This is a genomic window from Stenotrophomonas veracruzanensis (assembly GCF_032911525.1).
GTDB lineage: Bacteria > Pseudomonadota > Gammaproteobacteria > Xanthomonadales > Xanthomonadaceae > Stenotrophomonas > Stenotrophomonas africana.
Window position 1 is genome coordinate 22319 of the sequence record NZ_JAWJTI010000030.1, and the last position, 26262, is coordinate 48580.

The window sequence follows — 26262 nt, forward strand, 5'->3', positions numbered from 1 at the left end:
CTGGCAGGATAGCCATACTGGCGACCACACGACGAGGAGAAGCGGGCACGATGGGCGAGATTCTGGTGCTGTACTACAGCCGGGGCGGTTCGGTGGCACGGCTGGCGCGCCAGATCGCGCGGGGCATTGGCGAAGTGCCGGGCATGACCGCGCGCCTGCGCACGGTGCCGCCGGTGGCCGCCGTGACCCAGACCGCACAGCCGCCGGTGCCCGACGATGGCGCGCCCTACGTGAGCGTGCAGGACCTGGTGGAATGCCAGGGCCTGCTGCTCGGCAGCCCTACCCGCTTCGGCAACATGGCCGCGCCGGTCAAGCATTTCCTGGACGGGCTCGGCGCCGAATGGGTCAACGGCACCCTGTCAGGCAAGCCGGCCGGCGTATTCACCTCCACCGCCTCGATGCACGGCGGGCAGGAATCGACCCTGCTGTCGATGCAGGTGCCGCTGCTGCACCACGGCTGCGTGATCGTCGGCATCCCGTTCACCGAACCGGCGTTGAGCCACACCACCAGTGGCGGCACGCCCTATGGCGCCAGCCACGTGGCCGGCGCCGCCGATGACCCGCAGCCGACCGATGACGAGGCCGTGCTGGCCCGCGCGCTGGGCCGCCGGGTGGCCGACATCGCGCAACGGTTGGCCCGATGAGCCGCCCGGCTCGCACGGTCCTGCTGCTGGCCCTGATGGGGCTGGCCGCGCTGTTCGCCGGCTGGTTCATCAATGACAAGCACTGGCTGGCCACCCAGCTGGTGTTCACCGCGCCGCCACTGGCGTTGGCTGTTGCCCTGCAACTGGGTTGGCGCAAGGCCGGCTTCTGGGCTTCGGTGCTGGCGCTGGGCTGGTTCAGCCATGGCGTGATGAGCGCCTGGAGCCACCCGGAGACGCGCTGGCTGGCGTTGATCGAGATTGCATTGGCCCTGCTGGTGATCTTCAGCGCCAGCCTGCCGGGGCTGCGCGCCCGCTTCGGCAAGCGACGCTGACGCTGCGGCCGCCGGGCCGTATCATCTGTGTTCCTGGCCCCGCGCCGCTGCACCTGTCCTGGTTTCGCGCATGCACATGATGGAAGAGCTCCTGGTCGTCACCACCGGTGGCACGATCGACAAGATCTACTTCGACGACAAGTCGGACTACCAGATCGGCGACCCCCAGATCGGCATGATCCTGCGCGAGCTGGGCGTGACGTTCCGCTTCAACGTGATTCCGATCCTGCGCAAGGATTCGCTGCACATCAACGATGAGGACCGCGAACTGATCCGCGCCACCATCGCCGCGCAGCCGACCCGGCACGTGCTGGTGACCCACGGCACCGATTCGATGGTGCAGACCGGCCAGGTGCTTGCGACGATTCCAGAAAAGACCATCGTGATGACCGGCGCGCTGAGCCCGGCACGCTTCCGCGGCTCGGATGCCGAGTTCAACATCGGCTGCGCGATCGGTGCGGTGCAGTCGTTGCCGAGCGGCGTGTACATCGCCATGAACGGCCGGATATTCGATCCGCAGCACGTGCGCAAGAACGTGGCCGCGAACCGCTTCGAGTCGGTCTGAGGAACAGCGTGCCGACCAAGGTCGGCACCTACCCAAAGAGAAAACGCCCCGGCCTGGGCCGGGGCGTGCCCATGGAGAGGGACTTGGGCTCAGTACTGGGCGCTGAGGGTCAGGCCCGAGAAGGTGCTGTACGCCTTCACCCGCACATACCAGGTGCCGGCGGTGGGACTGTTGATGGTGCAGGTCTCGCTGTTTCCGCTCAGGTACGGACGGCAGGTGTAGGTGGTATCGGTCGGGGCACTGCCCTGGCGCACGTACAGGTCGGCATCACCGCTGCCGCCACTGATCGCAACGCGCAGCTGGGTGCTGCCGGCCGGAACGGCGACGGTGTAGTTCAGCTCGGCACCGGTCGCGGCGCCCAGGCCGGTCACCGGCACGTTGTTCTGCAGCACGTTGCCGCCCGGGTTCGGATTGCCGCCACCGTTGATCGCTGCAGCCACAGCGGCATTGGCGTCGATGATGCCGGCGCCGCAACCACCCGAGCAGGCACCCGGCAGCGGACGTGCCGTGCTCTTGATGATGCTCTCGACCTGCGCCGGGCTCAGCGCGCTCGGCGCCACCGACTGCATCAGTGCGACCACACCGGCCACATGCGGCGCCGCCATCGAGGTGCCGTTGTAGGACGCGTAGGTGGCGCTGCCCGGCGTGGTGGTGCCGGTGTTGAGGGTGGACAGGATGCTCTGGCCCGGGCCGGAAATGTCGATGCCGGCGCCATAGTTGGAGAAGCTGGCACGCGCACCGGCCGAGGTCGTGGCCGCCACCGCGATCACGTTCGCGCAGTTGGCCGGCACCGACGAGGACACGTTGGTGTTGCTGTTGCCGGCGGCAACCACCACGGTGGTACCACGGCTGACCGCGCCATTGATCGCGTTCTGGTAGGTAGCCGAGCAGGTGCCGCCACCGCCCAGGGACATGTTGATGACTTCGGCCGGGTTGGCATTGGCCGGCACGCCACTGACGGTGCCGCCGGATGCCCACACGATCGCATCGGCGATGTCGGAGGTATAACCACCGCACTTGCCGAGCACGCGCACGGGGACGACCTTCGCATTGAACGCCGTGCCAGCCACGCCGGTGCTGTTGTTGGTCACGGCCGCCACGGTGCCAGCAACGTGGGTGCCGTGCCAGCTGGAATTGGAGGCCGGGATGCCCGAGCCACACTCGTTGGCGCCGTACCAGTCGCCTTCGTCGTTCGGATTGTTGTCGCGGCCACCGCCATCACGGGCCATCGCGGCGTCGCTGATGAAGTCGTAGCCGGGCAGGATGTTGGCGTTGAGGTCGGGATGGTTGGTGATGCCCGTGTCGATCACGGCCACCACCACGCCGGTGCCGGTGGACTTGTCCCAGGCCGGCTGGATGTTGATGCCGGCACTGGAGGTGCCAAAGCCCCACTGCTCGCTGAAACGAGTGTCGTTCGGGGTCAGCGTCGCGCGCATGATCTGGTCGACTTCGACGTATTCCACGTTCGGATCGGCGGCGAGCTTGCGCATCAGCAGCTCGGATTCGGCCTGGTCGAGCGGACGGTCGGTCTTGACCAGGGTCGGGCCCACGGCCAGCTTGCGGACCTGCTGCAGGCCCAGCGCGCGGCCCTGGCTCGTGGCCATGCCAGCGGCGGCGCTCTTCAGCGAAGAGGCCAATGCGGTGGTGTTGGCCACCGGGGCACTGCCGTCGCGGTACTTCACGATGAAACGCTGGTGGGTCGGCGCGGACTGCAGGCCGCTGAGCTGGACATCACCGGCCAGCGCAGGCGTGGCCAGCAGCAGCGATGACAGAACGGACGCACCAAGGACCACCCACACTCGACGCACACGCGGTTGCGTTACCTGGGACATCGTATTTCCCTTTCTAGTGGTGTGAATGCCGGAATCGGCAGAAGCACCGGCCGAACCATGGGCTGGCTTTCGTTGGCGAGGTTCGAAGTCCGGCGAGTCAGCGGATTCCCCTATCAATCCGCCGTGCAGATGACGCTAATGACCAAAACCGGACACCACAAGATTTTCAGCGTCTTTTCAGCAAGATGAAATGTCTGATCTGAGACTTTACGGGTCGAGGGTTTGTGAAGGTGAAGGAACTTTCTCGTGCCCTGCACAGACCTGACTGGGTCGTCACGTGTCCTGGAATGACTTTGCCGACATCGGCGTCCTCCGTCGGCGCGCACGGACCGTCCGGTAGCGCCGGGTCATGCCCGGCGGCCTGACCAGAACGCAGAAAGCCCGTCACGGGGACGGGCTTTCCAGAAGAGCAGCCGAGCGTCGGCTCGGCTCTACAGTTCAGCGTGGGCGATCCTCAGCCCAGCTTGACCAGCCAGTGGTGGCGGTCCGGCAGGCGGCCGTACTGGATGTCGGTCAGTTCCTTGCGCAGCGACATGGTCACTTCGCCGGCCGGCGCGTTGATGTCGCCGACCGAGAAGCCCTCGCCCTTCAGCTGGCCGATCGGGGTGACCACCGCGGCGGTGCCACAGGCAAACACTTCGCTGATCGCACCGGAGGCCACGCCGTCCTTCCACTCGTCGATGCTGACCTTGCGCTCTTCGACCTTCATGCCACGGTCGCGCGCCAGCTGCAGGATGCTCTCGCGGGTGATGCCCTCGAGGATGCTGCCGGACAGTTCCGGGGTGACCAGCGTGCCGTCCTTGTAGACCAGGAACACATTCATGCCACCCAGTTCTTCCAGGTACTTGCCCTCGACCGGGTCGAGGAACAGCACCTGCGAGCAGCCCTGTGCCTGTGCCTTCTGCTGCGGCAGCAGCGAGGCGGCGTAGTTGCCACCGCACTTGGCGGCACCGGTGCCGCCCTTGGCCGCACGCGCGTACTCCGTCGACAGCCAGATCGACACCGGAGCGACACCCTTGGCGAAGTACGGGCCGGCCGGGCTGGCGATGACGTAGTAGCCGGCCTTGTGCGCGCCACGCACGCCGAGGAAGGCTTCGTCGCCGATCATGAACGGACGGAAGTACAGGCTCGACTCATCGGCCGACGGCACCCAGGCGCTGTCGACGGCAATCAGTTGCTTCAGCGATTCGACGAAGATCTCCACCGGCAGTTCCGGCAGCGCCAGGCGCTGCGCCGAACGCTGCAGGCGACGGCCGTTGGCGTCGGGGCGGAAGGTCCAGATCGAACCGTCGGCGTGGCGGTAGGCCTTGATGCCTTCGAAGATTTCCTGGCCGTAGTGCAGGACTGCTGCGGCCGGGTCCAGCTGCAGCGGGCCGTAGGCACGCACATTGGCGTTGTGCCAGCCGGTGTCCTTGTCCCAGCGCACTTCCACCATGTGGTCGGTGAAGTGCAGGCCGAAGCCCGGCTTCTCCAGGATCTGGGCGCGCTCTTCAGCGCTGCGCGGGTGGTCCGAACGGGTGACGGCGAAGCTGGGAATGGACTGGGACACCGGAGATTTCCTGTTCTGGTTGCGGGTAATGCCGGGCCCGCGTCACTGCGGGCCGTGGGTCAAAGCATGCCGGTCTCGAGCCGGGCCGCCTCGGACATCATGTGCTGGTTCCACGGCGGGTCGAACACCAGGTCGACGTCGGCCTCGGCCACCGTCGGGATCATTTCGAGCTTGCTGCGCACGTCGTCGACGAGGATGTCGCCCATGCCGCAGCCGGGTGCGGTCAGGGTCATCTTCACGTCGATCTCGCGCTTGCCTTCGTCCAGGTGCTTGATCTCGACTTCATAGACCAGGCCCAGTTCGACGATGTTCACCGGAATTTCCGGATCGAAGCAGGTGCGCAGCTGCTGCCATACCAGCTGTTCCACCTGTTCATCGGTGGCATCGGCCGGCAGTTCCAGCGGTGCCGGCGCCTCCTTGCCGATGGCGTCGCCGTCTTTGCCGGCGATGCGGAACAGGTTGCCCTCGACAAACACCGAATAACTGCCGCCCAGCGCCTGGGTGATGTACCCATAGCTGCCGGCGGGCAGGGTCACGGTATCGCCCTGCGGGACCATCACGGCCTCGCAATCGCGTTCGAAGTGGACAGGTTCGCTGCTACGGGAATACATGGGGACCGATATGGGGCCGTGGCCGCGGCCACGCAAGACGGCATTCTAGCCCAGCCGCCCTGCTGCCGCCGGTGCACTGCGGCAAACCACAGTATCCTGTGGGTGATCTTCAGGGAGCTTCGATGTCCTTCAATGCCGCGCGTGCCAGGACCGTGACCTGGCTCTGGCCCATCATGCTGTTGCTGGGCCTGTTTGTTGCTCCCCTCGCCTGGACGGTGCTGGCGCTGATGACCGGCCGGCAGGTCGGCTGGATGGCGGTACTGACCGCCCTGGAACTGGTGTTCATGCTGCGCATGGGTACGCTGGGCCCGGGCCGGCTGCGCATCGCTCTGGTCGTGCTGGGCACCCTGCTGGTGGCCGCCGTGGCCAACTGGACCATCGCCAGCGCCTGGATGGGCGGTTCGATCGGGCTGGACCTGTGGGACGCCACGATGCGGATGGGTCCGCACCTGGCCTGGACCCTGATTACCCTGGCCAACGGCGCGGTGGAATGGCTGTGGCTGGCCTTCGCCGTGGTCGTAGGCGCCTGGCTGGCGCGCTGACCGCGTAGATCCACGCGTGGATTCGGTAGTGCCGGCCGCTGGCCGGCAGAGCGTGCGGATCAAGGTCCGCACCTACCAGATCCAGCCGCAGCCTAATGCCCGCCGTAGATCCACGCCATGCGTGGATTCGGTAGTGCCGGCCGCTGGCCGGCAAGAGCGTGCGGACCAAGGTCCGCACCTACCAGATCCAGCCGCGGCCTAATGCCCGCCGTAGATCCACGCCACGCGTGGAAGGGGTCGTTCCGGCCGCTGGCCGGGAAAAAGCGTGCGGACCAAGGTCCGCACCCACCGGATGCAGCCGGATCTCAATGCCCGCCGTCGAGCGCTTTCAGTTCGCTCACCAGCGAGGCTGCCGCTTCCGCACCATCGCCGTACAGCATGCGCGTGTTGTCGGCATAGAACAGCGCATTCTCGATGCCGGCAAAACCGGTGCCCTTGCCGCGCTTGATCACCACCACGTTGCGCGCGTTGACCACGTCCAGCACCGGCATGCCGTAGATCGGGCTGGCCGGGTCGGTGCGTGCCACCGGATTGACCACGTCGTTGGCACCGATCACCAGCACCACGTCGGTGTTGGCGAACTCCGGGTTGATGTCGTCCATGTCGGCGATCAGATCGTACGGCACGCCCGCTTCGGCCAGCAGCACGTTCATGTGCCCGGGCATGCGCCCGGCCACCGGATGGATGGCGAACTTCACCTTCACCCCGCGCTGGCCCAGCCGCTGTGCCAGCTCCCAGATCTTGTGCTGGGCCTGCGCCACGGCCATGCCGTATCCCGGCACGATCACCACGCGTTCGGCGTAGGCCATCATCGCCGCAACGTCCGACGCTTCAATCGGCTTCTGCGCACCGGTGATCGCCTGCGCTTCGCCCCCGGCACCGCCGCCGAAGTTGGAGAACAGCACGTTGCGGATCGGCCGGTTCATCGCCTTGGCCATCAGCCGGGTCAGCAGGATGCCGGCCGCGCCGACCATCATGCCGGCGATGATCAATGCCTCGTTGCCCAGCACGTAGCCTTCGAACGACACCGCCAGGCCGGTGAACGCGTTGTACAGCGAGATCACCACCGGCATGTCGGCGCCACCGATCGGCAACGTCATCAGCACGCCCAGCGCCAGCGCCAGCACGAAGAACGCGACGATCGCCCAGGTATTGAGGGTGCTGGCCGCGATGATCGCCAGCACCACCACCGCCAGTGCCACCAGCAGGTTCATCACCTGCTGGCCGGGCCAGGTCACGCGCTTGTCCAGGCGCCCGTCCAGCTTGGCCCAGGCGATCACCGAACCGGACAGCGACACCGCACCGATCGCCGCGCCGACCACCGCCAGCAGCAGCACCATGCCCGATGGCTGGCGCCCGGCCAGGTCGGCCAGTGCCTGTGCACTCCAGTGGCTGGTATCGCGGTTGGCGAGGAAGGCGTAGCGCAGCAGTTCCACCGCGCCGATGGCCGCCGCCGAGCCACCGCCCATGCCGTTGTACAGCGCCACCATCTGCGGCATGTCGGTGATGGCAACCTTCCCGGCCGACCACCAGGCCAGGCCCGCGCCCAGCAGCAGCGCCACCAGGATCAGCGGCACGTTGTGCAGTTCGGGAAGGAAGAACGTCGCCACCGTGGCCAGCAGCATGCCCAGCCCGGCCCAGCGGATGCCGCTGCGCGCGGTCAGCGGCGAGGCCATGCGCTGCAGGCCCAGCAGGAACAGCGTGGCGGCGACGAGGTAGCTGGCCTTGACCAGCCAATCGAGCAGTTCGACGGTGCTGATGTTCAAGCCTGCGGCTCCTTCGGCTCATCCTTGCCGCCCTTGGGCGCACTCGGCTTGAACATTTCCAGCATGCGCGCGGTGACCACGTAGCCACCGGCGGCGTTGCCGGCACCGAGCACCACGGCGAGGAAACCCAGGGCTTTCTCCAGCGGTGTCTGCGCGTGCCCCAGCACCACCATCGCGCCGATCAGCACGATGCCGTGGATGAAGTTGGAGCCCGACATCAGCGGGGTATGAAGGATCACCGGCACCCGCGAAATGATCACGTGGCCGGCGATGGCCGCCAGCATGAAGATGTACAGCGCTACGAACCCGTCACTCACTGGCAACGCTCCTGCTCTGTCTTCGTCGTCCCATCATAACCATGGGCTGAACCCGGTGCGCGCCCGGCGTCAACCGAAGCCGCGCTCACGCGTTGTCGATGGTGACCCCAAGCGAGGAACCGTACCCTGTGCTGGTGAGCAGCCCCGTCCCCCCGAGCGCCGAGACCGATGCCCTGCCGGCATCGCTGGAGGCGTTCCTGGCCAGCGTCGGCCCGCGTGCGTTCCGCTTCGCCGAGGCCGGGTTGCGCCAGCGCGAAGACGCCATGGACGCGGTGCAGGACGCGCTGTTGCGCATGCTGGACTACGCCGACAAGCCGGCCGCCGAATGGGCGCCGCTGTTCTGGAGCATCCTGCGCCGGCGCGTGATCGACGTGCAGCGCCGGCGCCGCTTCCGCCTGCCGTTCTGGCGCGACAACCAGGACGCGGACGGCGGCGGGATCGACTGGGCCGACCCCGGCCCGGACCCGGCACAGGCGCATGAACAGCGCCAGCAGTACCAGCAGCTGGTGGACGCGTTGCGCCGCCTGCCCGCCCGCCAGCGCGAGGCGTTCACCCTGCGCGTGCTGCAGGATCTGGACGGGGCCACCACCGCCCGCGCCATGGGCTGCAGCGAAGGCGCGGTAAAAACCCATCTGGCACGCGCCCGCCAGGCGCTGCAGGATTACCTGGAGATCCACCCGTGAACCGCTCCCTGCCTTCCGATGACTCCCTGCGCGGCCTGCACGCGCAGTCGCTGCGCGCGCTGTCGCCGGCAACGCTGGCCCGGCTGCGGCAGGCTCGCCACGGCGCCACGGCCACCCATCGCGGGCGCTGGCGCTGGTGGCTGGCCAGTGCCTGTTCGCTGGTGGTGGCGCTGGGCATCGGCCTGCAGTTCACTGGCCATGGCACGCTGACGGGCCCTGCGCCGGCACCTGTGCTTGCCTCGGTGGAAGACAACAGCGCGCTCTACGACGAAAATCCCGATCTGTACCTGTGGCTGGGCGATACCGACCTGGCGATGGAGTGAATGATGTCCCGACTGCACGCCCTGCCCCTGCTGATGACCCTGTTGCTGCTGCCGGCCCTCCCGGCACTGGCGCAGAGCGCCGCGCCCGCCCCTGCCGCGCGCCCCGCGCCGGCCGGACCGCTGCCGGCCTGGGAACAGCTGAGTGAAGCACAGCGGGAATCCCTGCTGGCGCCGCTGCGCGACCGCTGGAACAGCGCCGATGCCGGCCAGCGCCAGCGCATGCTCTCCCATGGCCAGCGCTGGCAGTCGATGAGCCCTGAGGAACGCGACAAGGCCCGACGTGGCCTGCGCCGCTTCGAGCACATGAGCCCGGAACAGCGTGAGCAGGCCCGGGCCCTGTTCGGCCAGATGCGGGATCTGCCGCCCGCGCAGCGCGACGCACTGCGCGAGCGCTGGTCGCAGATGACGCCGGAGCAGCGCAAGGACTGGGTGCGCGAGAACCCGCCGCCGGCGAAGCCGCGGTAAGACCAGATTCAATCCTCTGTAGAGCCGAGCCCACGCTCGGCTGCTTCATCGCGTCTGCGCAAGCCGAGCATGGGCTCGGCTCTACAGCATGCGGGTCAGGTCACGCCTGCCAGCGCGTCTTGGCCAGCAACTCGTCTTCCCAGTCGAAACCGAGCTGCCCTTCGCGCACGAACAGCGCGACGAAGTTGAGCAGGTTGCGCGCATACATCTCGCTGGCCTGGGTCGCGCCGCGGCTGGCCAGGCCCAGCGGGCCATCGATGGTCACACCCTGATGTTCGATGCACTGCCCCGGCTGGGTCAGTGCGCAGTTGCCGCCGCTCTCCGCCGCCAGGTCCACGATCACGCTGCCGGTGGCCATGCCCTCCACCATCGCGGCAGTCACGATCGTCGGCGCCGGTCGCCCCGGCACCGCTGCAGTACAGATCACCACATCCACGCTGCGCAGGTGGTCAGCCAGCCGGCGCTGCTGCTCGGCACGTTCCTCATCGGTCAACGCACGCGCATAGCCGCCTTCACCGGCCGCACTCACGCCAAGATCGAGGAAGCGCGCACCCAGTGACTGGATCTGCTCGCGGGTTTCCGGGCGCACGTCGAAACCTTCCACCTGTGCACCCAACCGGCGCGCGGTGGCAATGGCCTGCAGCCCGGCCACACCGGCGCCGATCACCAGCACCTTGGCCGGCCGCACGGTACCGGCAGCGGTGGTCAGCATCGGGAAGAAACGCGGCGCCCGCTCGGCTGCGATCAGCGCGGCCTTGTAGCCGGCCATGCCCGCCTGCGAACTGAGCACATCCATCGCCTGCGCGCGGGTGGTGCGCGGCAGCTGCTGCAGCGGGAACAGCTGCAGGCGGTCGCCAGCGGCCAATGCCGCAAGCGCCGGATCACTGGCCGGGGCCAGCAGGCCGACCACGCTGGCAGCGGGCTTGAGCTGTTCCAGGACCGACGCCGGCGGCGCCTGCACGCACAGCAGGATGTCGATCTCGCCCCAACGGCCCGCGTCGAACACACGTGCGCCGGCATCGTCATAGGCCGCATCGGTGAAGCCTGCCGCCAAGCCGGCGCCGGCCTCGTACCAGACGGTAATGCCGAGGGCACCGAGCTTGCGCGCGGTTTCCGGCGTCAACGCCACGCGCCGTTCGCCCGGCGCGGTCTCCTTGATCCCCAGCAACGCCACGGCCATGCAGGTCCCCGCTGATCGGTGAGTTTTCCCGATCCTAGCAGGCGGCCACGGCTCAGTGCAGTGTTGCGCTGCCCGGGTCCAGCCGATCGATCACACCCTGCATCGCGCTGTCGAAGGCGCCATCGTCGACGTGGGCGCGCAGGCGGCCCAGCCGCACCATCACCGCCAGTTCTTCCGGCGAGGCCACGCAGAAGCGCACGCCACGACGATTGACGAACAGCAGGCGCGAGGAAATCGGGCTGACCCAGGACAGCTTGCCGGCCTGCACCTTGCCGTCCTTGTCGACGAAGTCCAGCCAGTTGCCGATTTCCATGCGGCGGAAGCGGTCGGCGTCGGCGTTGTCGAAGTCGTCGGCGTCGATCTGCCCGCCCAACTCGACCGCTGGCGATTCAGCCACCGGCGGCGCCGGCAAGGCGACCTGCGGCAGCTCCGGCAGCGCGCGCTGCAGTTCCGGCCGCGATTCGGCAATGCCCTGCAGGGTGTCATGCAGGGCATCGATGGCGCCGGTGGCGGCATCACCATGCACACCCACGCTGGCGAACACCTTGGCCAGCACCGGCTGCCAGGCCTGCAGCCACGGTTTGCCGACGATCTGGCGGCGGGCCTCGGCCACTTCCTCCAGCAGGCCGTCAGCCAGGCTCAGTGCCTCGGCCACCGACGCGCCCTCCTCGCCCTCGCGCAACAGCGCCAGGGTCAGGTGGTGCTGCCACGGCTGGCGCAGGAACTCGGCAATGGCCGGCGGCAGGGTGGCATCGCCGATGCGGCGGTCCAGTTCGGCACCGGCACGGCTGCGGGCCATTTCCAGCTTTTCCTGGCCGCGCTGCGTTTCGGCGGCGCGACGCTCGGCGATTTCCACGCGGCGGCGATGCTGTACGAGGAACTCGCGGAATTCTTCTTCCAGCGTCAGGAAGATCGCCAGATTCTCGTTGAACTCGGCCACCAGGCGTTCGATGATCTCCTCGACCTTGGCCATCAGCATGCGCTCGGCCTGGCTTTCGCCGGTATTGCCCTCGCAGGCTTCGGCCAGCGAGTTGAGCAGCTTGCGGGCCGGGTGGGTCTTCTGCACGAACATACGGCGGTCGAGCATGGCGACCTTGACGAACGGCACCACCAGGCGGCCGATCAGCTCGCGCGAGCGACCTTCCAGCTCGCGCTCGTCCAGCATCACGTCGAACAGCATGCCGACCAGATCGATCGCGTCCTCGTCCTGTGGGTCCAGGCGGGTCTGGCCGGGATCGACGCCGAGGCGGGTGGCGCTGGACAGCACTTCACTCTTCAACCGCTGCGCCAGCGATTCGCCATCCTCGCCGATGGCCGCACGCAGCGTCGCACTGGGCGTGGCCTGCAGCAGCGACAGCACCGACATCATCTCGCGCTGGCTCAACGGGCGGTGCTGGCCGACCGCGACCTGCGCGGCCGAGGTGGCGTCCTCGCGAACGTGGCGGGTCTGCTGCAGCAGCTCGTGCAGGGCCTCCAGCAACATGCCCTGCTGGCCGGCATACGCCTCGCCATTGCCGGCGTCCTCGCCCCCGAGATGCTGCTGCATGTGGCCACGGCGCTCGGACCAGCGCGCGGCGAAACGTTGCGCCCAGGCCGGCGCGGCCTGTTCATCATCACCGAATTCGGATTCGAAGCCCGCCGCGTGGCGCGGCTCGACCAGATCGTCCACCCCCGGCGCCATGCGCGGGTCGGGCGCGGTCGACAACGGACGCCGCGGCGCCCCCATCTGCGACATCACGCCAGCGGCGGCCAACTGCTCGTCCAGCTTCTCGTAGATGCGGCCCACCGGCGCGCGCAGGTCGCGCTCGCACAGTTTGATCAGCACCAGGTGCACTTCCGGCGCCAGCTCACAGCCGGCAAAAGCCTCATGGATGGCCACGCCCAGGTGTTCGGGGCTGACCGGGTTGTGGTCGGCATCCAGCTCGGCGCCGCCGATCAAGCGGCCCAGGCGACGGTCCAGCCGCGCCAGCACCGGCTTGAAGTCGCGCAGCAGCACGGTGGCGAAATTGCGCACCGCCAGCCGCGACTCCAGTACATGTTCAGCCAAAAGGCTCAGGCCATCCTCGGCCGGCCCGGACAGGGTGGTTTCGGCCGACAGCGGCTCGCCACCGGCCAGTGCATCCCAGGCCCGCTGCAGGTGGCCGGCGAAAGCGGCGGCGATGTCCTCGCGGCGGCGGCGCAGCTCGCGCATCGCATCCAGGAACAGCAGCTGCGACGAGCCTGCATTGCCGGCCCGGTCGAACAGTGCATCGTCGAAACGCGCCAATGCGGCCCCGAAAGCCTGGCACAGCGCCGGCAGGACCATGTCCCGGGCACGCTGAAGCTGGACCGGGTCACGGCCCGGCGATCCCATCGGTGTGGGCGCGCTCATCATTCGGGAAGGCTCCCCACCTTCTCTGGTACGACAGACAGCATGGACATCGCGACGACCGGCACACCCCATGTGCCGGTACGTCGATGGTAGGCCGGCCAGCCCGTCACGGACAGTGAAACAGTCCTCACTTCAAACCTCATGACCGGCGGCCCGGCAAGATGGATATCGTAAGCCGTGCGAGGCCCACGAGGCGAGAGGAAGCGGTCGTCCCTTTCCCGCCAGTGGCATGATGTTCATCACAGTTTGTTATTCAGGGGCCGGACGCGACACAGACGGCGTCATTGACCACCCCGACTATAATCAAGCACCCGTGATGACCGGTTCAGACTCCATGCCCGACCGCGCTGCCCTGCTTGCCCTGGATGCCCGCCGCTCGGTGCCCTCGCGGCAACTGGGCGAGCCCGGACCGGATGCGGCCACCCTGCACCGCATGCTGACCTCGGCCGTGCGCGTGCCCGACCACGGCAAGCGCGTGCCGTTCCGCTTCCTGAAGATCGCCGGCGATGCACGTCACACTCTGGGCGACTTCCTGGCCGAGCGCAGCCGCCAGCGCGACCCACATGCCGGCGAGGCGGTTTTCGAAAAGGACCGCCAGCGTTTCAGCCATGCGCCGCTGGTGATCGTGGTGGTGGTCAGCCCGCGCCCGGACCCGAAGGTGCCCGAACAGGAACAGCTGATGACCGCCGGCTGCGTCTGCTTTGCCCTGCTGCAGGCCGCGCAGGCGCTGGGCTTCGGTGCACAGTGGCTGACCGCATGGATGGCCTTCGATCCAGTCGTGCAGGCACACCTTGGCCTGACTGAGGGCGAGGGCATCGCCGGCTTCATCCATATCGGGACACCCAAGGCGGAGGTGCCTGAGCGCGAGCGGCCAAGCGTCGCGACCCTGCTGCAGGACTGGACCGGCCAGTGAGCGTGGTGAATGCCATGCCGCTGCCGCCGCCGCTGTATCTGGTGGATGCCAGCATCTACGTGTTCCGCGCCTGGCATTCGCTGCCGGACGAATTCCAGGACAGCCAGGGCTGGCCGACCAACGCAGTACACGGATTTGCCCGCTTCCTGCTGGACCTGCTGGAGCGCGAGCGCCCCCGGCACATCGCCATCGCCTTCGACGAGGCGTTGGACAGTGGCTTCCGCCACCGCCTGTACGCGGCCTACAAGGCCAACCGCGACCCGGCGCCGGAAGCGCTGAAGCGCCAGTTCGTGCACTGCAAGGCGCTGTGTGCAGCGCTGGGCCTGGTGGTATTGGCCCACCATGACTACGAGGCCGACGACCTGATCGGCAGTGCCCTGCACCAGCACCGGCACAGCCATCGCGGCCTGATCATTTCCGCCGACAAGGACCTGTCGCAGCTGCTGCTGGACCACGACGAACAGTGGGACTACGCACGCAACCAGCGCTGGGACGTGACCGGGGTGAAGGCGCGGCACGGCGTACACGCGCACCAGATCGCCGATTACCTGGCGCTGTGCGGCGATGCGGTGGACAACATCCCCGGCATCAGTGGCGTCGGCAGCAAGTCCGCCGCCGTGCTGCTGGCCCATTTCGGCAGCATGGATGCACTGTACGAACGCCTGGACGAAGTGCCGTTCCTGCGCCTGCGCGGCGCCGCACAGATGGCGGTGCGCCTGCGCGAGCAGCGCGAGCACGCCAAGCTCTGGCGCCAGCTGACCACCATCGCGCTGGACGCGCCGCTGGAAGGCAGCCAGCCCGGCCTGCTGCGCCAGGCCGCAGACCCGGAGCTGCTCGGTGGCTTGTGCCAGACCCTGCGCTTCGGCCCGATGACCCGCCGCCGGCTGTTCGAAGCCGCTGGCGTGGCCGACCCTCTTCCCACCCACAGCGAGCCCGCATGAGCCAGCGCAACACCGAAGCCCCGCGTGTCGTCTATGAAGGCAAGTACCAGCGCATGCTGGTGCGCGGCACCTGGGAATACAGCGAACGTACCCATGCCGGTGGCCTGGCGGCGATCATCATTGCCGTCACCCCGGAGGACAAGGTGCTGTTCGTCGAGCAGTTCCGCGTGCCGCTGCAGGCACCCACCATCGAGATGCCGGCCGGCCTGGTCGGCGACATCCACGCCGGCGAATCGATCGAAGTCTCGGCGGTGCGCGAGCTGGAAGAAGAAACCGGCTGGACCGCCGATCACGCCGAAGTGCTGATGATTGGCCCCACCTCCTCCGGCGCCAGCAGCGAAAAAATCGCCTTCGTGCGAGCTACCGGCCTGCGCCGGATCGGCGAAGGTGGCGGCGATGACAGCGAGGACATCACCGTGCATGAGATTCCGCGCAGTGAGGCTGCGGCCTGGCTGGTGCAGAAGATGGGCGAAGGCTACGAGCTGGACGCCAAGCTCTGGGCCGGGCTGTGGATGATCGAGCATCACCTGGACGGACGCCCGCGTGGCTGACGCCGACCTGCATGCACTGCCGGCGCTGCTGGGCGCCGATGATCCGGCAATCTACGCGATCCACCGGGCGCAGGGCGCGTCGCCGTACCTGCTGCTGGCCGACCACGCCGGCCAGCAGGTGCCGCGTGCATTGGCGGGCCTTGGCCTGGCCCAGGCGGAGCTGGACCGCCATATCGGTTGGGACATCGGCATTGCCGGCACCACCCGGGCACTGGCCGAGCGGCTGGATGCCTGGGCGATCGAACAGACCTATTCGCGGCTGCTGATCGACTGCAACCGTCCGCTGGCCTCGCCGACGCTGATTCCGGAAGTGAGTGACCACACCGTGGTGCCGGGCAATGCCGGGTTGTCGGCGGCACATCGCCAGCAGCGCATCGATGCGATCCACGCGCCCTACCACGCGCGCATCGACGCAGAACTGGATGCGCGCGGAGGTGCCGGCCGCCCCACCCTGTTGGTGATGATGCACAGCTTCACCCCGGCGATGAACGGCACGCAGCGACCGTGGCATGCCGGCGTGCTGTACCACCAGGACACGCGCTTCGCGCATGCCTTGCTGCAGGCACTGCGCGAGGAAGGCGATCTGACGGTGGGTGACAACGAACCGTATTCGGTCAGCAGCACCAGCGACTACGCGGTGCCGGTGCATGGCGAAGGCCGCGGGCTGGTGCATGTGGAACTGGAGATCCGCCAGGACCTGATTGCCGATGTGGCTGGGCAGCAGGCGTGGGCGGAGCGGCTGGCGCGGATCTTCAGCGCATTGCAGCCGCAGTTGCTGGCGTTCGGTTGAACGCGCGTGGATCCAGTCCGGATCGGTAGTGCCGGCCGCTGGCCGGCAACCTCAGGGTAGTTGGATCAATGTGTTTGCCGGCCAGCGGCCGGCACTACCGCAGGCATGGCACATCCCCCCACGGCAGCGCCTTCAATCATGCCTCGCTGACCGGGCAGACGGCGGCGGCCGATTCGACCGGCGCCGGGCGCAGGCCCAGCGCGATCACCACGCCGAGCGCGGCGAACATCGCGGCGCCGTACTGTGCATTGACCATGCCCTGCAGGGCGTCGGCACTGGTTGCTGCCTGCGTGCCGCGCGCGGCGTTGGCCACCATCACCAGCACCGCCAGTCCCAACGCGCCGCCGATCTGCTGTGCGGTGGCCGCCATGCCGGACGCGACACCCTGCTGCGGCCCCGGCACGCCCTGCCCGGCCACGATCCACATCGCCGTCCAGCTCATGCCCTGGCCGACGCTGAGCACCACGATGCCCGGCAGCAGCGGCCAGTAACCGGCGCCATGCGGCATCGCCAGCGCCACCGCAGCGATGCCGATGGCACCCGCAGCGAAGCCCCAGGCCAGCACCTGCCGTGGCGAACGGCGCCGCAGCATGCGTTCGGCAATACGGATGCCGAAGGTGCACACCAATGTCGGCAGCAGGAAGGCCATGCCGGCCTGCAGCGGGCTCCAGCCATAGCCATCCTGGAAGTAGAGCGCCAGGAAGTAGTACTGCACGCCATAGCTGCTCATGAAGGCGAAGGTCAGGCCAAGTGCCGCGCGCAGGCCGGGCAGGCGCAACAGCGAAAACTGCATCAGCGGGTCACGGCTGCGCTTTTCGATCTGTACGAACACCGTCAACAGTACGACTGAAAGCAGCAGGCAGATCAGCGTGGCCGGCGCCGTCCAGCCCCACTCCGGCCCTTGCACCAGGGTAGTGACCAGCAGGCTGCCACCGGCCGTGACAGTGACGCAACCGGCCAGATCGAAGGAGCGGCCGCGCACCCGGGGACCATCGGCCGGCAGCCATGTACCGGCGGCTACTGCGCAGGCGGTGGCCAGCGGCACGATCACCGCCAGCACCGCCGGCCAGCCGAACGCCTGGGTCAGTACGCCCCCGAGCAGCGTGCCCAGCGCCAGGCCGACCGCGCTGGCCATGCTCCAGATCGCCAGCGCGCGGTTGCGCACCGGGCCTTCGGCGTACAGCGTGTTGATCAGCGCCAGCGTGGCCGGGAACAGCAGCGCCGCACCGACGCCCTGTGCGGCACGCGCGACGATCAGCAGGGTGGCATTCGGCGCCAGCGCACCGAGCAGCGACGCCAGTGCGAACAGCAGCATGCCCAGCCGGTAGAAGCGGCGGCGGCCGATCAGGTCGGCGGCGCGGCCACCCAGCAGCAGGCTGCCGCCGAAGGCGACGGTGTAGGCACTGACCACCCATTGCAGCTGCTGCGCATTGATCTGCAGCGCGCGCCCCATGTCGTGCAGGGCGACGAAGATGATGGTGGCGTCCAGGGCGATGATCAGCTGAGCGGTGGCCAGCAGGGTCAGCGCCCAGCGCGGGTATTTGAGGGGAGGCATCGGCGGTCTGGATCAGTGGGGAGCGCAGTCTCATTGATGCGACCGAATCAATAAACCCCCTACCCGCCATTTCTGTCATGATTTTCCGCATGAATGCAGCCTCGATGGACCTCAATGCGGTGCGCATGCTGGTGCAGGTGGCCGAAGCGCGCAGTTTCACCGTGGCTGCCGGCCAGCTGGGCCTGAGCCAGTCCGGCCTGTCCCGCGCGATCGGGCGGCTGGAAGTATCGCTGGGGGTGAAGCTGCTGCAGCGGAACACCCGCAACGTGGCGCTGACCCCGGATGGCCGCCAGTTCGTGGAGCAGGTGGCACCACTGCTGGCCGGCCTGGACGATGCCGAGCGGCAACTGGCCGACCGCCCGTGCACGCCCTCGGGCACGTTGAAGATCAGCGCGCCGTCGATGTTCGGGCGCAAGGTGCTGGTGCCAATGCTGGCGCCGTTGCTGGAACGGCATCCGCAACTGCAGGTGGAAGCCGTGCTCAGCGACCGTCTGGTCGATCTGGTCGAGGAAGGTTTCGATGCCGCGCTGCGCACCGGCGTCATCGCCGACCAGCGCATCGTCGCGCGGCCATTGCGGCCGCTGCGCTGGGTGACGGTGGCCAGCCCGGGCTATCTGGGCCGCTGTAGCGCACCGGACAATGTGGCCGCGCTGCAGGATCACGCGTGCCTGGCGGTGCGCAACCTGCGCAGTGGCCGGCTGGTGGACTGGCAGTTCCTGCAGGACGGGCAACTGCGGGAGTTCACGCCACCGACGCGGATGGTGTTCGACAGCGGCGATCCACTGGTCGAAGCGGCCATCGCCGGCATCGGCATCGTGCAGGTGATGGATTTCGCGGTGGCCGATGCGTTGGCTGACGGCCGCCTGCAGCGCGTTCTACAGCCGTTTGAAGGCCGCAGCCGCGAACTGTCGTTGATCTACCCACCGTCGCGCCAGCATTCGCCGAAGCTGCAGGTGCTGGCCGACGCGTTGCTGGCTGGGGATTGGTAGCGCTGGCCGCTGGCCGGCGCTACCGGTAAGGCGTTGCCGGCCAGCGGCCGGCACTACCGATCAGGCGAAGCTATCGGTGGCACGCACCAGCGCGTCCACGTTCTCGGCTTCGAACGCCGAATGGCCTGAAGCCGGGGTGATTTCCAGCTTTGCCTTCGGCCACACCTTGGTGAGGTCCCAGGCATTGGCCAGCGGGCAGACCACGTCGTAGCGGCCGTGCACGATCACGCCGGGAATGTCGGCGATGCGGTGCGCGTCGCGCAGCAGCTGGTCTTCCACTTCGAAGAAGCCGCCGTTGACGAAGTAGTGGTTCTCGATGCGCGCGAACGCCAAAGCGAAATGCGGGTCTTCGTGGCTGTTGATGAAGTCGTCATCGACATGCAGGAAGCTGGTCGCACCTTCCCACACCGCCCACGCCTTGGCCGCTTCCAGGCGGGTGGTTTCGTCGTCGCTGGTCAGGCGGCGGTGGAAGGCGGAGATCAGGTCATGACGCTCCACCGACGGAATCGGCTTCAGGTAATGCTCCCACGCGTCCGGGAACAGGCGGTTGGCGCCTTCCTGGTAGAACCATTCCAGCTCCCAGCGACGCAGCATGAAGATGCCGCGCAGGACCAGTTCGGTCACGCGCTGCGGGTGGGTTTCGGCGTAGGCCAGCGCCAGGGTCGAACCCCAGCTGCCGCCGAACACCTGCCAGCGATCGACCTTCAGGTGCTCGCGCAGCTTCTCGATATCGGCAACGAGGTCCCAGGTCGTGTTGTCCACCAGGTCGGCGTGCGGGGTGGAACGCCCAGCACCGCGCTGGTCGAACAGGATGATGCGGTACTTGGACGGGTCGTGGAACTGGCGCATCTTGTCGCTGCAGCCGCCGCCCGGGCCACCGTGCAGCATCACCACCGGCTTGCCGTCCGGATTGCCGCACTGTTCGAAGTACAGCGTGTGGCGGTCGTCGACCTTCAGGGTGCCGACGTCGTAGGGGGTGATGGCGGGGTACAGCGTACGCATGCTTGCAGCTCCAGGGTGATGCCCTGCCGGGGCAGGAGAACCTCCATTCTAGGCCGGACGCCGGCCCTGGGTGATGCGGTCGCGCTGCTCCAGATCCTGCACGGTCTGCACCTCGGCAAAACCCGCTGCGTCGAACAGCGCGCGGATCGCCTCGCCCTGGTCCCAACCGTGCTCGATCAGCAGCCAGCCGCCGGGCAGCAGGTGGGCCTGACCGCCGCCGATGATGCGGCGGATGTCATCCAGGCCATCAACGCCGGAGGCCAGCGCAGTAGCCGGTTCAAAACGCAGGTCGCCCTGTTCCAGATGCGGATCGTCGCTGGCGATATAGGGTGGGTTGCTGGCGATCAGATCGAAGCGCGCGCCCTGCAGCGGCGCATACCAGTCGTGCCCGCCCTCGGCGAAGCGGACGTTGCGCAGCTCATGGCGGGCCGCGTTGCGGGCAGCCACCGCCAACGCGCCCGGGCTGGCATCGGTGGCCAGCACCTGCGCCTGCGGCCGTTCGCTGGCCAGTGCCAGGGCGATCGCACCGCTGCCGGTGCCCAGGTCGGCCAGCTGCAGCGCGCGGCCCGGCGGCACTCGCTCCAGCGCCAGTTCGACCAGCAGCTCGGTTTCCGGACGCGGGATCAGCGTGGCCGGGTCGACTTCCAGGTCCAGCGTCCAGAATCCGCGGCGGCCGGTCAGGTAGGCCACCGGCTCACCGGCCACGCGACGGGCCAGCAACGCCTCGAAGGCGGCCTGGTCATTGGCGGCCAGCGGATCGGTGGCGTGCGCGAACAACCAACTGCGCGGGCGGTCCAGTACGTGCAGCAGCAGCAGTTCCGCCTCGTGGCGGGCGTCGCTGCCGCCCAGGCGGGCGCTGGCATCGGCCACCACCTGGCGCAGGGAGGGTTCGGTTTGGGAAGACATTCCGCAATTGTAGATTCGAGCTTGCTCGACTGCTTTTGATTGAGATGACGGGCGGGTCCGGAAAAGCCGTCGAGCAAGCTCGACGCTACAAAAGCCGAGATCCGTTCAGGTTCTGGCGAACGGAATAAGGAGGGGCTATCGGCCCCATTCAGTGGCCCCGCAAGATTTTCCTTGTCACACAAAGAGTTGCAGGATGGACACCGCGAGGTTCAGTGCCGGCTCATGGCATTACGATAGACTCCATCTATCAAATAGATGCAATCAATGGATTGTTCTTATCGCGAGCGAATCGGTAACCTAGCTCCTGTCGATTCACCCACTCCCCTTCACCAGAGGAAAAACGATGTCCCTGATCAATACCCAGATCCAGCCGTTCGAAGCCAACGCTTACCACAATGGCGAGTTCATCAAGGTTTCCGACGCCAGCCTGAAGGGCCAGTGGTCCGTCCTGATCTTCATGCCGGCTGCCTTCACCTTCAACTGCCCGACCGAGATCGAAGACGCGGCTGACCATTACGCCGAGTTCAAGAAGGCCGGCGCCGAGGTCTACATCGTCACCACCGATACCCACTTCTCGCACAAGGTGTGGCACGAAACCTCGCCGGCCGTCGGCAAGGCCCAGTTCCCGCTGGTCGGCGACCCGACCCACAAGCTGACCCGTGCCTTCGGTGTGCACATTGAAGAAGAAGGCCTGGCCCTGCGCGGCACCTTCATCATCAACCCGGAAGGCGTGATCAAGACCCTGGAGATCCACTCCAACGAGATCGCCCGTGACGTCGCCGAGACCCTGCGCAAGCTGAAGGCTGCCCAGTTCACCGCCGCCAACCCGAACCAGGTCTGCCCGGCCAAGTGGAAGGAAGGCGAGAAGACCCTGACCCCGTCGCTGGACCTGGTCGGCAAGATCTAACGCAGTACCGGCCTGCCGTGGCCCCACGCCACGGCGCGCCTTTCATCCCCGTGCCGGTCCCCCCGCCGGCGTGGGGGTGAACCCAAGACAGCCAACGCTCGCCCGCCTTGGCCAGCCAGCCCCTTCCACGGTCGCTGTCTTGGGTTCACCCCTACCCCCTGCTGGTCCGCTACCTTCTACAGCGGTGCCACGCCCCCTGTTTGCCTGAAGCCAGGAGATGACCCGATGTTGGACGCCAACCTGCAGTCGCAGCTGAAGACCTATCTGGAGCGCGTGACCCGCCCGATCCAGATCACCGCGCACGCCGACGACGGCGCCAAGTCGCAGGAAATGCTGGACCTGCTGCAGACCCTGGAAAGCCTGTCGGACAAGATCACGCTGCAGGTCCTGCGCGATGGCCAGGGCCGCGTGCCGTCCTTCGACCTGGGCACCCCGGGCCAGGACATCCATCTGACCTTCGCCGGCCTGCCGATGGGCCATGAGTTCACCTCGCTGGTGCTGGCGCTGCTGCAGGTGGGCGGTCATCCGTCCAAGGCCACCGCCGAGCTGATCGAGCAGGTGCAGAACCTGGAAGGCGAGTACACGTTCGAAACCTACTTCTCGCTGTCCTGCCAGAATTGCCCGGATGTGGTGCAGGCGCTGAACCTGGCCGCGGTGCTCAACCCGCGCATCCAGCACGTGGCCATCGACGGTGCCCTGTTCCAGGACGAAGTCGAGAAGCGCGAGATCATGTCGGTGCCGACCGTGTACCTCAACGGTGAAGTCTTCGACCAGGGCCGCATGACCCTCGAACAGATCGTGGCCAAACTGGATACCAATGCCAGCAAGCGCGATGCCGAGAAGATCGCCGCCAAGGACGCCTTCGACGTGCTGGTGGTGGGCGGTGGCCCGGCCGGCGCAGCAGCGGCGATCTACGCCGCACGCAAGGGCATCCGCACCGGCATCGCCGCCGAGCGTTTTGGTGGCCAGGTGCTGGACACCATGGCGATCGAGAACTTCATTTCGGTGAAGGAGACCGAAGGCCCGAAGCTGGCCACGGCGTTGGAACAGCACGTGCGCGAGTACGAGGTGGACATCATGAACCTGCAGCGCGCCAGTGCGCTGGTGCCGGCCGGTGAAGACGGCCTGGTGCAGGTGCAGCTGGAGAACGGCGCGGTGCTGAAGTCGCGTTCGGTGATCCTGTCCACCGGCGCGCGCTGGCGGCAGATGAACGTGCCGGGCGAAGACCAGTACCGCAACAAGGGCGTGGCCTACTGCCCGCATTGCGATGGTCCGCTGTTCAAGGGCAAGCGCGTGGCGGTGATCGGCGGCGGCAACTCCGGCGTGGAAGCGGCCATCGATCTGGCCGGCATCGTGTCGCATGTAACCCTGCTGGAGTTCGATTCCAGCCTGCGCGCCGATGAAGTGCTGCAGAAGAAGCTGCGCAGCTTGGCCAACGTCACCGTGTTGACAAGCGCGCAGACCACCGAAGTGCTGGGCGACGGCAGCCGTGTCACCGGCCTGGTCTACAAGGACCGCGTCGGCGGCGACGCCCACCGCGTCGAGCTGGAAGGCATCTTCGTGCAGATCGGCCTGCTGCCCAACACCGAGTGGCTGAAGGACACCGTGGCGCTGTCGCCGCGTGGCGAGATCGTCATCGACGACCGCGGCCAGACCAACCTGCCGGGCGTGTTCGCTGCTGGCGATTGCACGACGGTACCCTACAAGCAGATCATCATCGCCATGGGCGCCGGTTCGACCGCCGCACTGAGCGCGTTCGACCACCTGATCCGCTCGTCGGTAAGCAACAGCAGCGGTGCCGTTGCTGAAGCTGCCTGATCCACCGTTCCCAGATCACCGGGAGCATTGTCTGCCTGTCGGGTAACCACGCCGTCAGCCGGTCCGTTACCCATGGGGTGTAAGGATGAACCTACGTGATCTGAAGTACCTGGTAGCCCTGGCCGACCACAAGCATTTCGGCCGGGCTGCCGCCTCCTGCTTCGTCAGCCAGCCCACGCTGTCCACGCAGATCCGCAAGCTGGAGGAAGAGCTGGGCCTGCCGCTGGTGGAACGCGCACCGCGCAAGGTGATGCTGACCCCGGCCGGCCAGGAAGCGGCGGCACGGGCGCGGGTGATCGTGTCCGAAGTGGAACAGCTGAAGGAAGCGGCGCGACGCAGCCGCGATCCGGAAGCCGGTACGGTGCGCCTGGGGATCTTCCCGACCCTGGGCCCGTACCTGCTGCCGCATGTGATCCCGCGCATCCGCGATCGCTTCCCGGAGCTGGAACTGCTGCTGGTCGAGGAAAAGAGCGATGTGCTGCTGGACCGCCTGCGCGAAGGCAAGCTCGACGCAGCACTGCTGGCACTGCCGGTGATCGACGACCAGCTGCATGCCGAGTTCCTGTTCGAGGAACCGTTCCTGCTGGCTGTTTCCGGACGCCACCCGCTGGCCCGTCGCGAACACCTGGACGTGCAGGAGCTGGCCACGCAGAAGCTGCTGCTGCTGGAAGACGGGCATTGCCTGCGCGACCAGGCACTGGAAGTCTGCCGCCTGTTCGGTGCCAACGAGAAATCCGAGTTCCGCGCCACCAGCCTGGAAACCCTGCGGCAGATGGTCGCCGCCGACGTCGGCATCACCCTGCTGCCGAGCCTGTCGGTGCAGCCGCCGGTGCCGCGTTCGAACAACATCCGCCTGCTCGACTTCACCGGCGAGGGCCGTCCCAGCCGCCGCATCGCCATGATCTGGCGCCGCAGCTCGGCCATGAACGATTTCCTGATGGAGCTGGCCGACCAGTTCAAGCGCCTGCCGCAGACACTGTTCACCCTGGAGGCGGTCAACGCCGCCGACGACACGGCCGCCCTGCCCGGCCCCGCGCTGAACGGCTGAACCCCCGCAGCACCGGCCTGGAATCGGCAGGAGTCGATTCCGGCCGCATTTGTCCCCACAATACAGACAGGCGGCGCCAGCAGGTGCCGCCTTTTGCATGGCTTTCAACCAAGGAGCTTCACCATGAACACCGCCAGCGGCCTGCCGCCGTCGATCACCGTTTCTACCTTCGACATGGACCGCCTGGACGCCATGCTCGAATCCCCTGCGCTGAGCCAGACGCCTGCCGCGCTCGCGCTTGCTGAAGAACTCAACCGTGCCACCGTGCTGGCAGCGGACCAGATTCCCGAAGGCATCGTCATGATGCATTCGCGCGTGGAGTGCGAAGATGAAGTGTCGGGCGAAAAGCACGTCCTGACCCTGGTCTTCCCCCGCGAAGCCAACGTCGATGAAGGCAAGGTCTCCGTACTGGCCCCGGTCGGCACCGCCCTGCTGGGCCTGGCCATCGGCCAGAGCATCGACTGGAACGCGCCTGGCGGCCGCAAGCTGCGCCTGCGCGTGACCGCGGTCCACAACGACCGCCCCTGATTACCGCTGCGCACCGCGCGCGATTCGATCCCCCTGCACCAGGAGCCGTAATGAGTACCCCGTCCAAACTGTCCCAGCTGCGCGAACTGTCCGTGGTCGTTGCCGATACCGGTGACTACGACGCGATCAAGCGCCTGCAGCCGGTGGATTGCACCACCAACCCGACCCTGGTGAAGAAGGCGCTGGACCTGCCGGTCTACGCCGAGCTGATCGAACGCGAACTGGCCTGGGGCCGCCAGCAGGGTGGCGACCGCGAAGCCGTGGTGCACGCCGTGGCCGACCGCCTGACCATCGGCGTCGGCGCGCTGCTGAGCACGCTGGTGCCCGGCCGCGTGTCCACCGAAGTGGATGCCGACCAGGCCCACGACACCGCTGCCACCGTGGCCAAGGCCCGCCAGTTCATCCAGATGTACGCCGATGCCGGCGTGCCGCGCGAGAAGATCCTGATCAAGATCGCCGCGACCTGGGAAGGCGTGGAAGCCGCGCGCATCCTGCAGGCCGAAGGCATCGACTGCAACCTGACCCTGATCTTCAACCCGACCCAGGCGCTGGCCTGCAGCGAAGCCGGCGCGTTCCTGATCTCGCCGTTCGTCGGCCGCATCCTGGACTGGTACGTGGCCAACGGCCAGGCCCCGGCCAGCATCGACGAAGACCCGGGCGTGAAGTTCGTGCGTGGCGTGTATGCCGAATTCAAGCGTCGCGGTTCGCCGACGGTGGTGATGGGCGCCTCGTTCCGTTCGACCGCGCAGATCGAAGCGCTGGCCGGTTGCGACCGCCTGACGATTTCGCCGGACCTGCTGGAGAAGCTGGACGCCGACCACGGCGAACTGCCGCGCAAGCTGGTGGCCGGTGTGGCCGATGGCGTGGCGGTGACGCCGATCGATGCGGCGAAGTTCGCGGCGGATCTGGCGGCCGACCCGATGGCGACCGAGAAGCTGGCGACCGGTATCGATGCGTTTGCCAAGGATCTGCAGGCGCTGCGCGAGCGCATTCGTTCGGAACTGTGAGGATTTCGGCCAACGGCTGAGCCCGTCGTGGCGGATCGATTTGTAGAGTCGAGCTTGCTCGACTGACTGCTAAAGCAAAAGCCGCGCTGGGTCGGGCGGGTTGGGTTCGCGGGAGACGCCGTGAATC

27 protein-coding genes are annotated in these 26262 nt (G+C 67.5%); 17 read left to right on the forward strand and 10 right to left on the reverse strand.

Annotated features, from left to right (window positions below):
* Window positions 1-50: 50 nt before the first annotated feature.
* The 3 genes from wrbA to R1H25_RS15830 all read left to right on the forward strand — a co-directional run bounded on the left by wrbA (window position 51) and on the right by R1H25_RS15830 (window position 1541).
* Window positions 51-644: an NAD(P)H:quinone oxidoreductase gene (gene wrbA, locus R1H25_RS15820; RefSeq protein WP_012510135.1), complete on the forward strand. Its 594-nt coding sequence runs from the start codon at window positions 51-53 to the stop codon at window positions 642-644.
* Window positions 641-976: a DUF2069 domain-containing protein gene (locus tag R1H25_RS15825; protein ID WP_049447338.1), complete on the forward strand. Its 336-nt coding sequence runs from the start codon at window positions 641-643 to the stop codon at window positions 974-976. Before wrbA ends, R1H25_RS15825 begins: the two co-directional genes overlap by 4 nt.
* A 79-nt stretch (window positions 977-1055) precedes the next feature.
* On the forward strand, window positions 1056-1541 hold the full coding sequence (locus tag R1H25_RS15830; protein ID WP_041864473.1) for an asparaginase domain-containing protein: 486 nt from the start codon (window positions 1056-1058) through the stop codon (window positions 1539-1541).
* Between the two features lie 89 nt (window positions 1542-1630).
* On the opposite strand, the gene R1H25_RS15835 is transcribed toward R1H25_RS15830, so the two are convergent.
* The 3 genes from R1H25_RS15835 to sufT all read right to left on the reverse strand — a co-directional run bounded on the left by R1H25_RS15835 (window position 1631) and on the right by sufT (window position 5533).
* A complete protein-coding gene (locus R1H25_RS15835; RefSeq protein WP_049447337.1) occupies window positions 1631-3373 on the reverse strand; it encodes a S8 family peptidase in 1743 nt (580 codons plus the stop codon).
* A gap of 454 nt (window positions 3374-3827) precedes the next feature.
* On the reverse strand, window positions 3828-4922 hold the full coding sequence (locus tag R1H25_RS15840) for a branched-chain amino acid aminotransferase (RefSeq protein WP_317224067.1): 1095 nt from the start codon (window positions 4920-4922) through the stop codon (window positions 3828-3830).
* A 59-nt stretch (window positions 4923-4981) separates the two neighbouring features.
* Window positions 4982-5533 (reverse strand): putative Fe-S cluster assembly protein SufT, encoded by a 552-nt coding sequence (gene sufT, locus R1H25_RS15845; RefSeq protein WP_024957743.1) that lies wholly within the window; start codon window positions 5531-5533, stop codon window positions 4982-4984.
* A gap of 122 nt (window positions 5534-5655) precedes the next feature.
* On the opposite strand from sufT, the gene R1H25_RS15850 reads away from it, so the two are divergent.
* The gene (locus tag R1H25_RS15850) at window positions 5656-6075 is read left to right on the forward strand and encodes a hypothetical protein (protein WP_317224068.1); all 420 of its coding nucleotides are present in this window, start codon (window positions 5656-5658) and stop codon (window positions 6073-6075) included.
* 305 nt (window positions 6076-6380) lie between these two features.
* Here the strand turns inward: R1H25_RS15850 and R1H25_RS15855 are convergent, their stop codons facing one another.
* Together R1H25_RS15855 and R1H25_RS15860 are read right to left on the reverse strand one after the other, a co-directional pair.
* Window positions 6381-7841, reverse strand: a complete 1461-nt coding sequence (locus tag R1H25_RS15855) for an NAD(P)(+) transhydrogenase (Re/Si-specific) subunit beta (RefSeq protein ID WP_317224069.1) — start codon at window positions 7839-7841, stop codon at window positions 6381-6383.
* Window positions 7838-8158, reverse strand: a complete 321-nt coding sequence (locus tag R1H25_RS15860; protein WP_005408173.1) for an NAD(P) transhydrogenase subunit alpha — start codon at window positions 8156-8158, stop codon at window positions 7838-7840. The genes R1H25_RS15855 and R1H25_RS15860 overlap by 4 nt, the downstream gene beginning before the upstream one ends.
* Window positions 8159-8256: 98 nt before the next feature.
* Here R1H25_RS15860 and R1H25_RS15865 point away from each other — a divergent pair, with 98 nt between their 5' ends.
* From R1H25_RS15865 to R1H25_RS15875, 3 genes are read left to right on the forward strand one after another with little or no spacing between them, the layout of a single operon-like run.
* Window positions 8257-8841: an RNA polymerase sigma factor gene (locus R1H25_RS15865; RefSeq protein ID WP_317224070.1), complete on the forward strand. Its 585-nt coding sequence runs from the start codon at window positions 8257-8259 to the stop codon at window positions 8839-8841.
* Entirely contained in the window at window positions 8838-9164 is a 327-nt protein-coding gene (locus tag R1H25_RS15870; protein WP_049447330.1) for a hypothetical protein, read from the forward strand. The genes R1H25_RS15865 and R1H25_RS15870 overlap by 4 nt, the downstream gene beginning before the upstream one ends.
* Window positions 9165-9167: 3 nt before the next feature.
* Window positions 9168-9629 (forward strand): DUF3106 domain-containing protein, encoded by a 462-nt coding sequence (locus tag R1H25_RS15875; RefSeq protein ID WP_317224071.1) that lies wholly within the window; start codon window positions 9168-9170, stop codon window positions 9627-9629.
* A gap of 100 nt (window positions 9630-9729) precedes the next feature.
* On the opposite strand, the gene R1H25_RS15880 is transcribed toward R1H25_RS15875, so the two are convergent.
* Together R1H25_RS15880 and R1H25_RS15885 are read right to left on the reverse strand one after the other, a co-directional pair.
* Window positions 9730-10809: an NAD(P) transhydrogenase subunit alpha gene (locus R1H25_RS15880; RefSeq protein WP_317224072.1), complete on the reverse strand. Its 1080-nt coding sequence runs from the start codon at window positions 10807-10809 to the stop codon at window positions 9730-9732.
* A 52-nt stretch (window positions 10810-10861) separates the two neighbouring features.
* Window positions 10862-13183, reverse strand: coding sequence for a DUF1631 domain-containing protein (locus R1H25_RS15885; protein ID WP_317224073.1), 2322 nt, complete (start codon window positions 13181-13183; stop codon window positions 10862-10864).
* Between the two features lie 331 nt (window positions 13184-13514).
* Between R1H25_RS15885 and R1H25_RS15890 the strand changes: the two genes are divergently transcribed.
* The 4 genes from R1H25_RS15890 to R1H25_RS15905 are packed head-to-tail and all read left to right on the forward strand — an operon-like array spanning window position 13515 to window position 16375.
* Window positions 13515-14093: a nitroreductase gene (locus R1H25_RS15890; protein ID WP_317224074.1), complete on the forward strand. Its 579-nt coding sequence runs from the start codon at window positions 13515-13517 to the stop codon at window positions 14091-14093.
* Between the two features lie 14 nt (window positions 14094-14107).
* Window positions 14108-15034, forward strand: a complete 927-nt coding sequence (locus R1H25_RS15895; protein ID WP_373695570.1) for a 5'-3' exonuclease H3TH domain-containing protein — start codon at window positions 14108-14110, stop codon at window positions 15032-15034.
* Window positions 15031-15585: an NUDIX hydrolase gene (locus R1H25_RS15900; protein ID WP_010481791.1), complete on the forward strand. Its 555-nt coding sequence runs from the start codon at window positions 15031-15033 to the stop codon at window positions 15583-15585. The genes R1H25_RS15895 and R1H25_RS15900 overlap by 4 nt, the downstream gene beginning before the upstream one ends.
* A complete protein-coding gene (locus R1H25_RS15905) occupies window positions 15578-16375 on the forward strand; it encodes an N-formylglutamate amidohydrolase (RefSeq protein WP_317224075.1) in 798 nt (265 codons plus the stop codon). Before R1H25_RS15900 ends, R1H25_RS15905 begins: the two co-directional genes overlap by 8 nt.
* Before the next feature lie 136 nt (window positions 16376-16511).
* Here R1H25_RS15905 and R1H25_RS15910 read toward each other — a convergent pair whose 3' ends face one another.
* Window positions 16512-17930 (reverse strand): MFS transporter, encoded by a 1419-nt coding sequence (locus R1H25_RS15910; RefSeq protein ID WP_317224076.1) that lies wholly within the window; start codon window positions 17928-17930, stop codon window positions 16512-16514.
* Window positions 17931-18034: 104 nt separating this feature from the next.
* On the opposite strand from R1H25_RS15910, the gene R1H25_RS15915 reads away from it, so the two are divergent.
* Window positions 18035-18919: a LysR family transcriptional regulator gene (locus tag R1H25_RS15915; RefSeq protein WP_317224079.1), complete on the forward strand. Its 885-nt coding sequence runs from the start codon at window positions 18035-18037 to the stop codon at window positions 18917-18919.
* Between the two features lie 60 nt (window positions 18920-18979).
* Here R1H25_RS15915 and pip read toward each other — a convergent pair whose 3' ends face one another.
* Entirely contained in the window at window positions 18980-19921 is a 942-nt protein-coding gene (pip, locus tag R1H25_RS15920) for a prolyl aminopeptidase (protein WP_014646006.1), read from the reverse strand.
* A 48-nt stretch (window positions 19922-19969) separates the two neighbouring features.
* Window positions 19970-20827: a peptide chain release factor N(5)-glutamine methyltransferase gene (gene prmC, locus R1H25_RS15925; protein ID WP_317224077.1), complete on the reverse strand. Its 858-nt coding sequence runs from the start codon at window positions 20825-20827 to the stop codon at window positions 19970-19972.
* A 343-nt stretch (window positions 20828-21170) separates the two neighbouring features.
* Between prmC and ahpC the strand changes: the two genes are divergently transcribed.
* The 5 genes from ahpC to R1H25_RS15950 all read left to right on the forward strand — a co-directional run bounded on the left by ahpC (window position 21171) and on the right by R1H25_RS15950 (window position 26135).
* On the forward strand, window positions 21171-21734 hold the full coding sequence (gene ahpC / locus R1H25_RS15930; protein ID WP_019337037.1) for an alkyl hydroperoxide reductase subunit C: 564 nt from the start codon (window positions 21171-21173) through the stop codon (window positions 21732-21734).
* Window positions 21735-21959: 225 nt separating this feature from the next.
* On the forward strand, window positions 21960-23552 hold the full coding sequence (gene ahpF / locus R1H25_RS15935; RefSeq protein ID WP_088480036.1) for an alkyl hydroperoxide reductase subunit F: 1593 nt from the start codon (window positions 21960-21962) through the stop codon (window positions 23550-23552).
* A gap of 85 nt (window positions 23553-23637) precedes the next feature.
* Window positions 23638-24600, forward strand: coding sequence for a LysR substrate-binding domain-containing protein (locus R1H25_RS15940; protein ID WP_049447316.1), 963 nt, complete (start codon window positions 23638-23640; stop codon window positions 24598-24600).
* A 123-nt stretch (window positions 24601-24723) separates the two neighbouring features.
* On the forward strand, window positions 24724-25128 hold the full coding sequence (gene rnk / locus R1H25_RS15945; RefSeq protein ID WP_057499605.1) for a nucleoside diphosphate kinase regulator: 405 nt from the start codon (window positions 24724-24726) through the stop codon (window positions 25126-25128).
* Window positions 25129-25178: 50 nt separating this feature from the next.
* A complete protein-coding gene (locus tag R1H25_RS15950) occupies window positions 25179-26135 on the forward strand; it encodes a transaldolase (RefSeq protein WP_208044170.1) in 957 nt (318 codons plus the stop codon).
* Window positions 26136-26262 lie beyond the last annotated feature (127 nt).

What these genes read in the sequence shown, in the direction of transcription:
- wrbA (WP_012510135.1), top strand. Translation starts at nt 51, where the DNA reads ATGGGCGAGATTCTGGTGCTGTACTACAGCCGGGGCGGTTCGGTGGCA.
- R1H25_RS15825 (WP_049447338.1), top strand. Translation starts at nt 641, where the DNA reads ATGAGCCGCCCGGCTCGCACGGTCCTGCTGCTGGCCCTGATGGGGCTG.
- R1H25_RS15830 (WP_041864473.1), top strand. Translation starts at nt 1,056, where the DNA reads ATGGAAGAGCTCCTGGTCGTCACCACCGGTGGCACGATCGACAAGATC.
- R1H25_RS15835 (WP_049447337.1), bottom strand. Translation starts at nt 3,373, where the DNA reads ATGTCCCAGGTAACGCAACCGCGTGTGCGTCGAGTGTGGGTGGTCCTT.
- sufT (WP_024957743.1), bottom strand. Translation starts at nt 5,533, where the DNA reads ATGTATTCCCGTAGCAGCGAACCTGTCCACTTCGAACGCGATTGCGAG.
- R1H25_RS15850 (WP_317224068.1), top strand. Translation starts at nt 5,656, where the DNA reads ATGTCCTTCAATGCCGCGCGTGCCAGGACCGTGACCTGGCTCTGGCCC.
- R1H25_RS15865 (WP_317224070.1), top strand. Translation starts at nt 8,257, where the DNA reads ATGGTGACCCCAAGCGAGGAACCGTACCCTGTGCTGGTGAGCAGCCCC.
- R1H25_RS15875 (WP_317224071.1), top strand. Translation starts at nt 9,168, where the DNA reads ATGTCCCGACTGCACGCCCTGCCCCTGCTGATGACCCTGTTGCTGCTG.
- R1H25_RS15880 (WP_317224072.1), bottom strand. Translation starts at nt 10,809, where the DNA reads ATGGCCGTGGCGTTGCTGGGGATCAAGGAGACCGCGCCGGGCGAACGG.
- R1H25_RS15885 (WP_317224073.1), bottom strand. Translation starts at nt 13,183, where the DNA reads ATGATGAGCGCGCCCACACCGATGGGATCGCCGGGCCGTGACCCGGTC.
- R1H25_RS15890 (WP_317224074.1), top strand. Translation starts at nt 13,515, where the DNA reads ATGCCCGACCGCGCTGCCCTGCTTGCCCTGGATGCCCGCCGCTCGGTG.
- R1H25_RS15895 (WP_373695570.1), top strand. Translation starts at nt 14,108, where the DNA reads ATGCCGCTGCCGCCGCCGCTGTATCTGGTGGATGCCAGCATCTACGTG.
- R1H25_RS15900 (WP_010481791.1), top strand. Translation starts at nt 15,031, where the DNA reads ATGAGCCAGCGCAACACCGAAGCCCCGCGTGTCGTCTATGAAGGCAAG.
- R1H25_RS15910 (WP_317224076.1), bottom strand. Translation starts at nt 17,930, where the DNA reads ATGCCTCCCCTCAAATACCCGCGCTGGGCGCTGACCCTGCTGGCCACC.
- R1H25_RS15915 (WP_317224079.1), top strand. Translation starts at nt 18,035, where the DNA reads ATGGACCTCAATGCGGTGCGCATGCTGGTGCAGGTGGCCGAAGCGCGC.
- pip (WP_014646006.1), bottom strand. Translation starts at nt 19,921, where the DNA reads ATGCGTACGCTGTACCCCGCCATCACCCCCTACGACGTCGGCACCCTG.
- prmC (WP_317224077.1), bottom strand. Translation starts at nt 20,827, where the DNA reads ATGTCTTCCCAAACCGAACCCTCCCTGCGCCAGGTGGTGGCCGATGCC.
- ahpC (WP_019337037.1), top strand. Translation starts at nt 21,171, where the DNA reads ATGTCCCTGATCAATACCCAGATCCAGCCGTTCGAAGCCAACGCTTAC.
- ahpF (WP_088480036.1), top strand. Translation starts at nt 21,960, where the DNA reads ATGTTGGACGCCAACCTGCAGTCGCAGCTGAAGACCTATCTGGAGCGC.
- R1H25_RS15940 (WP_049447316.1), top strand. Translation starts at nt 23,638, where the DNA reads ATGAACCTACGTGATCTGAAGTACCTGGTAGCCCTGGCCGACCACAAG.
- rnk (WP_057499605.1), top strand. Translation starts at nt 24,724, where the DNA reads ATGAACACCGCCAGCGGCCTGCCGCCGTCGATCACCGTTTCTACCTTC.
- R1H25_RS15950 (WP_208044170.1), top strand. Translation starts at nt 25,179, where the DNA reads ATGAGTACCCCGTCCAAACTGTCCCAGCTGCGCGAACTGTCCGTGGTC.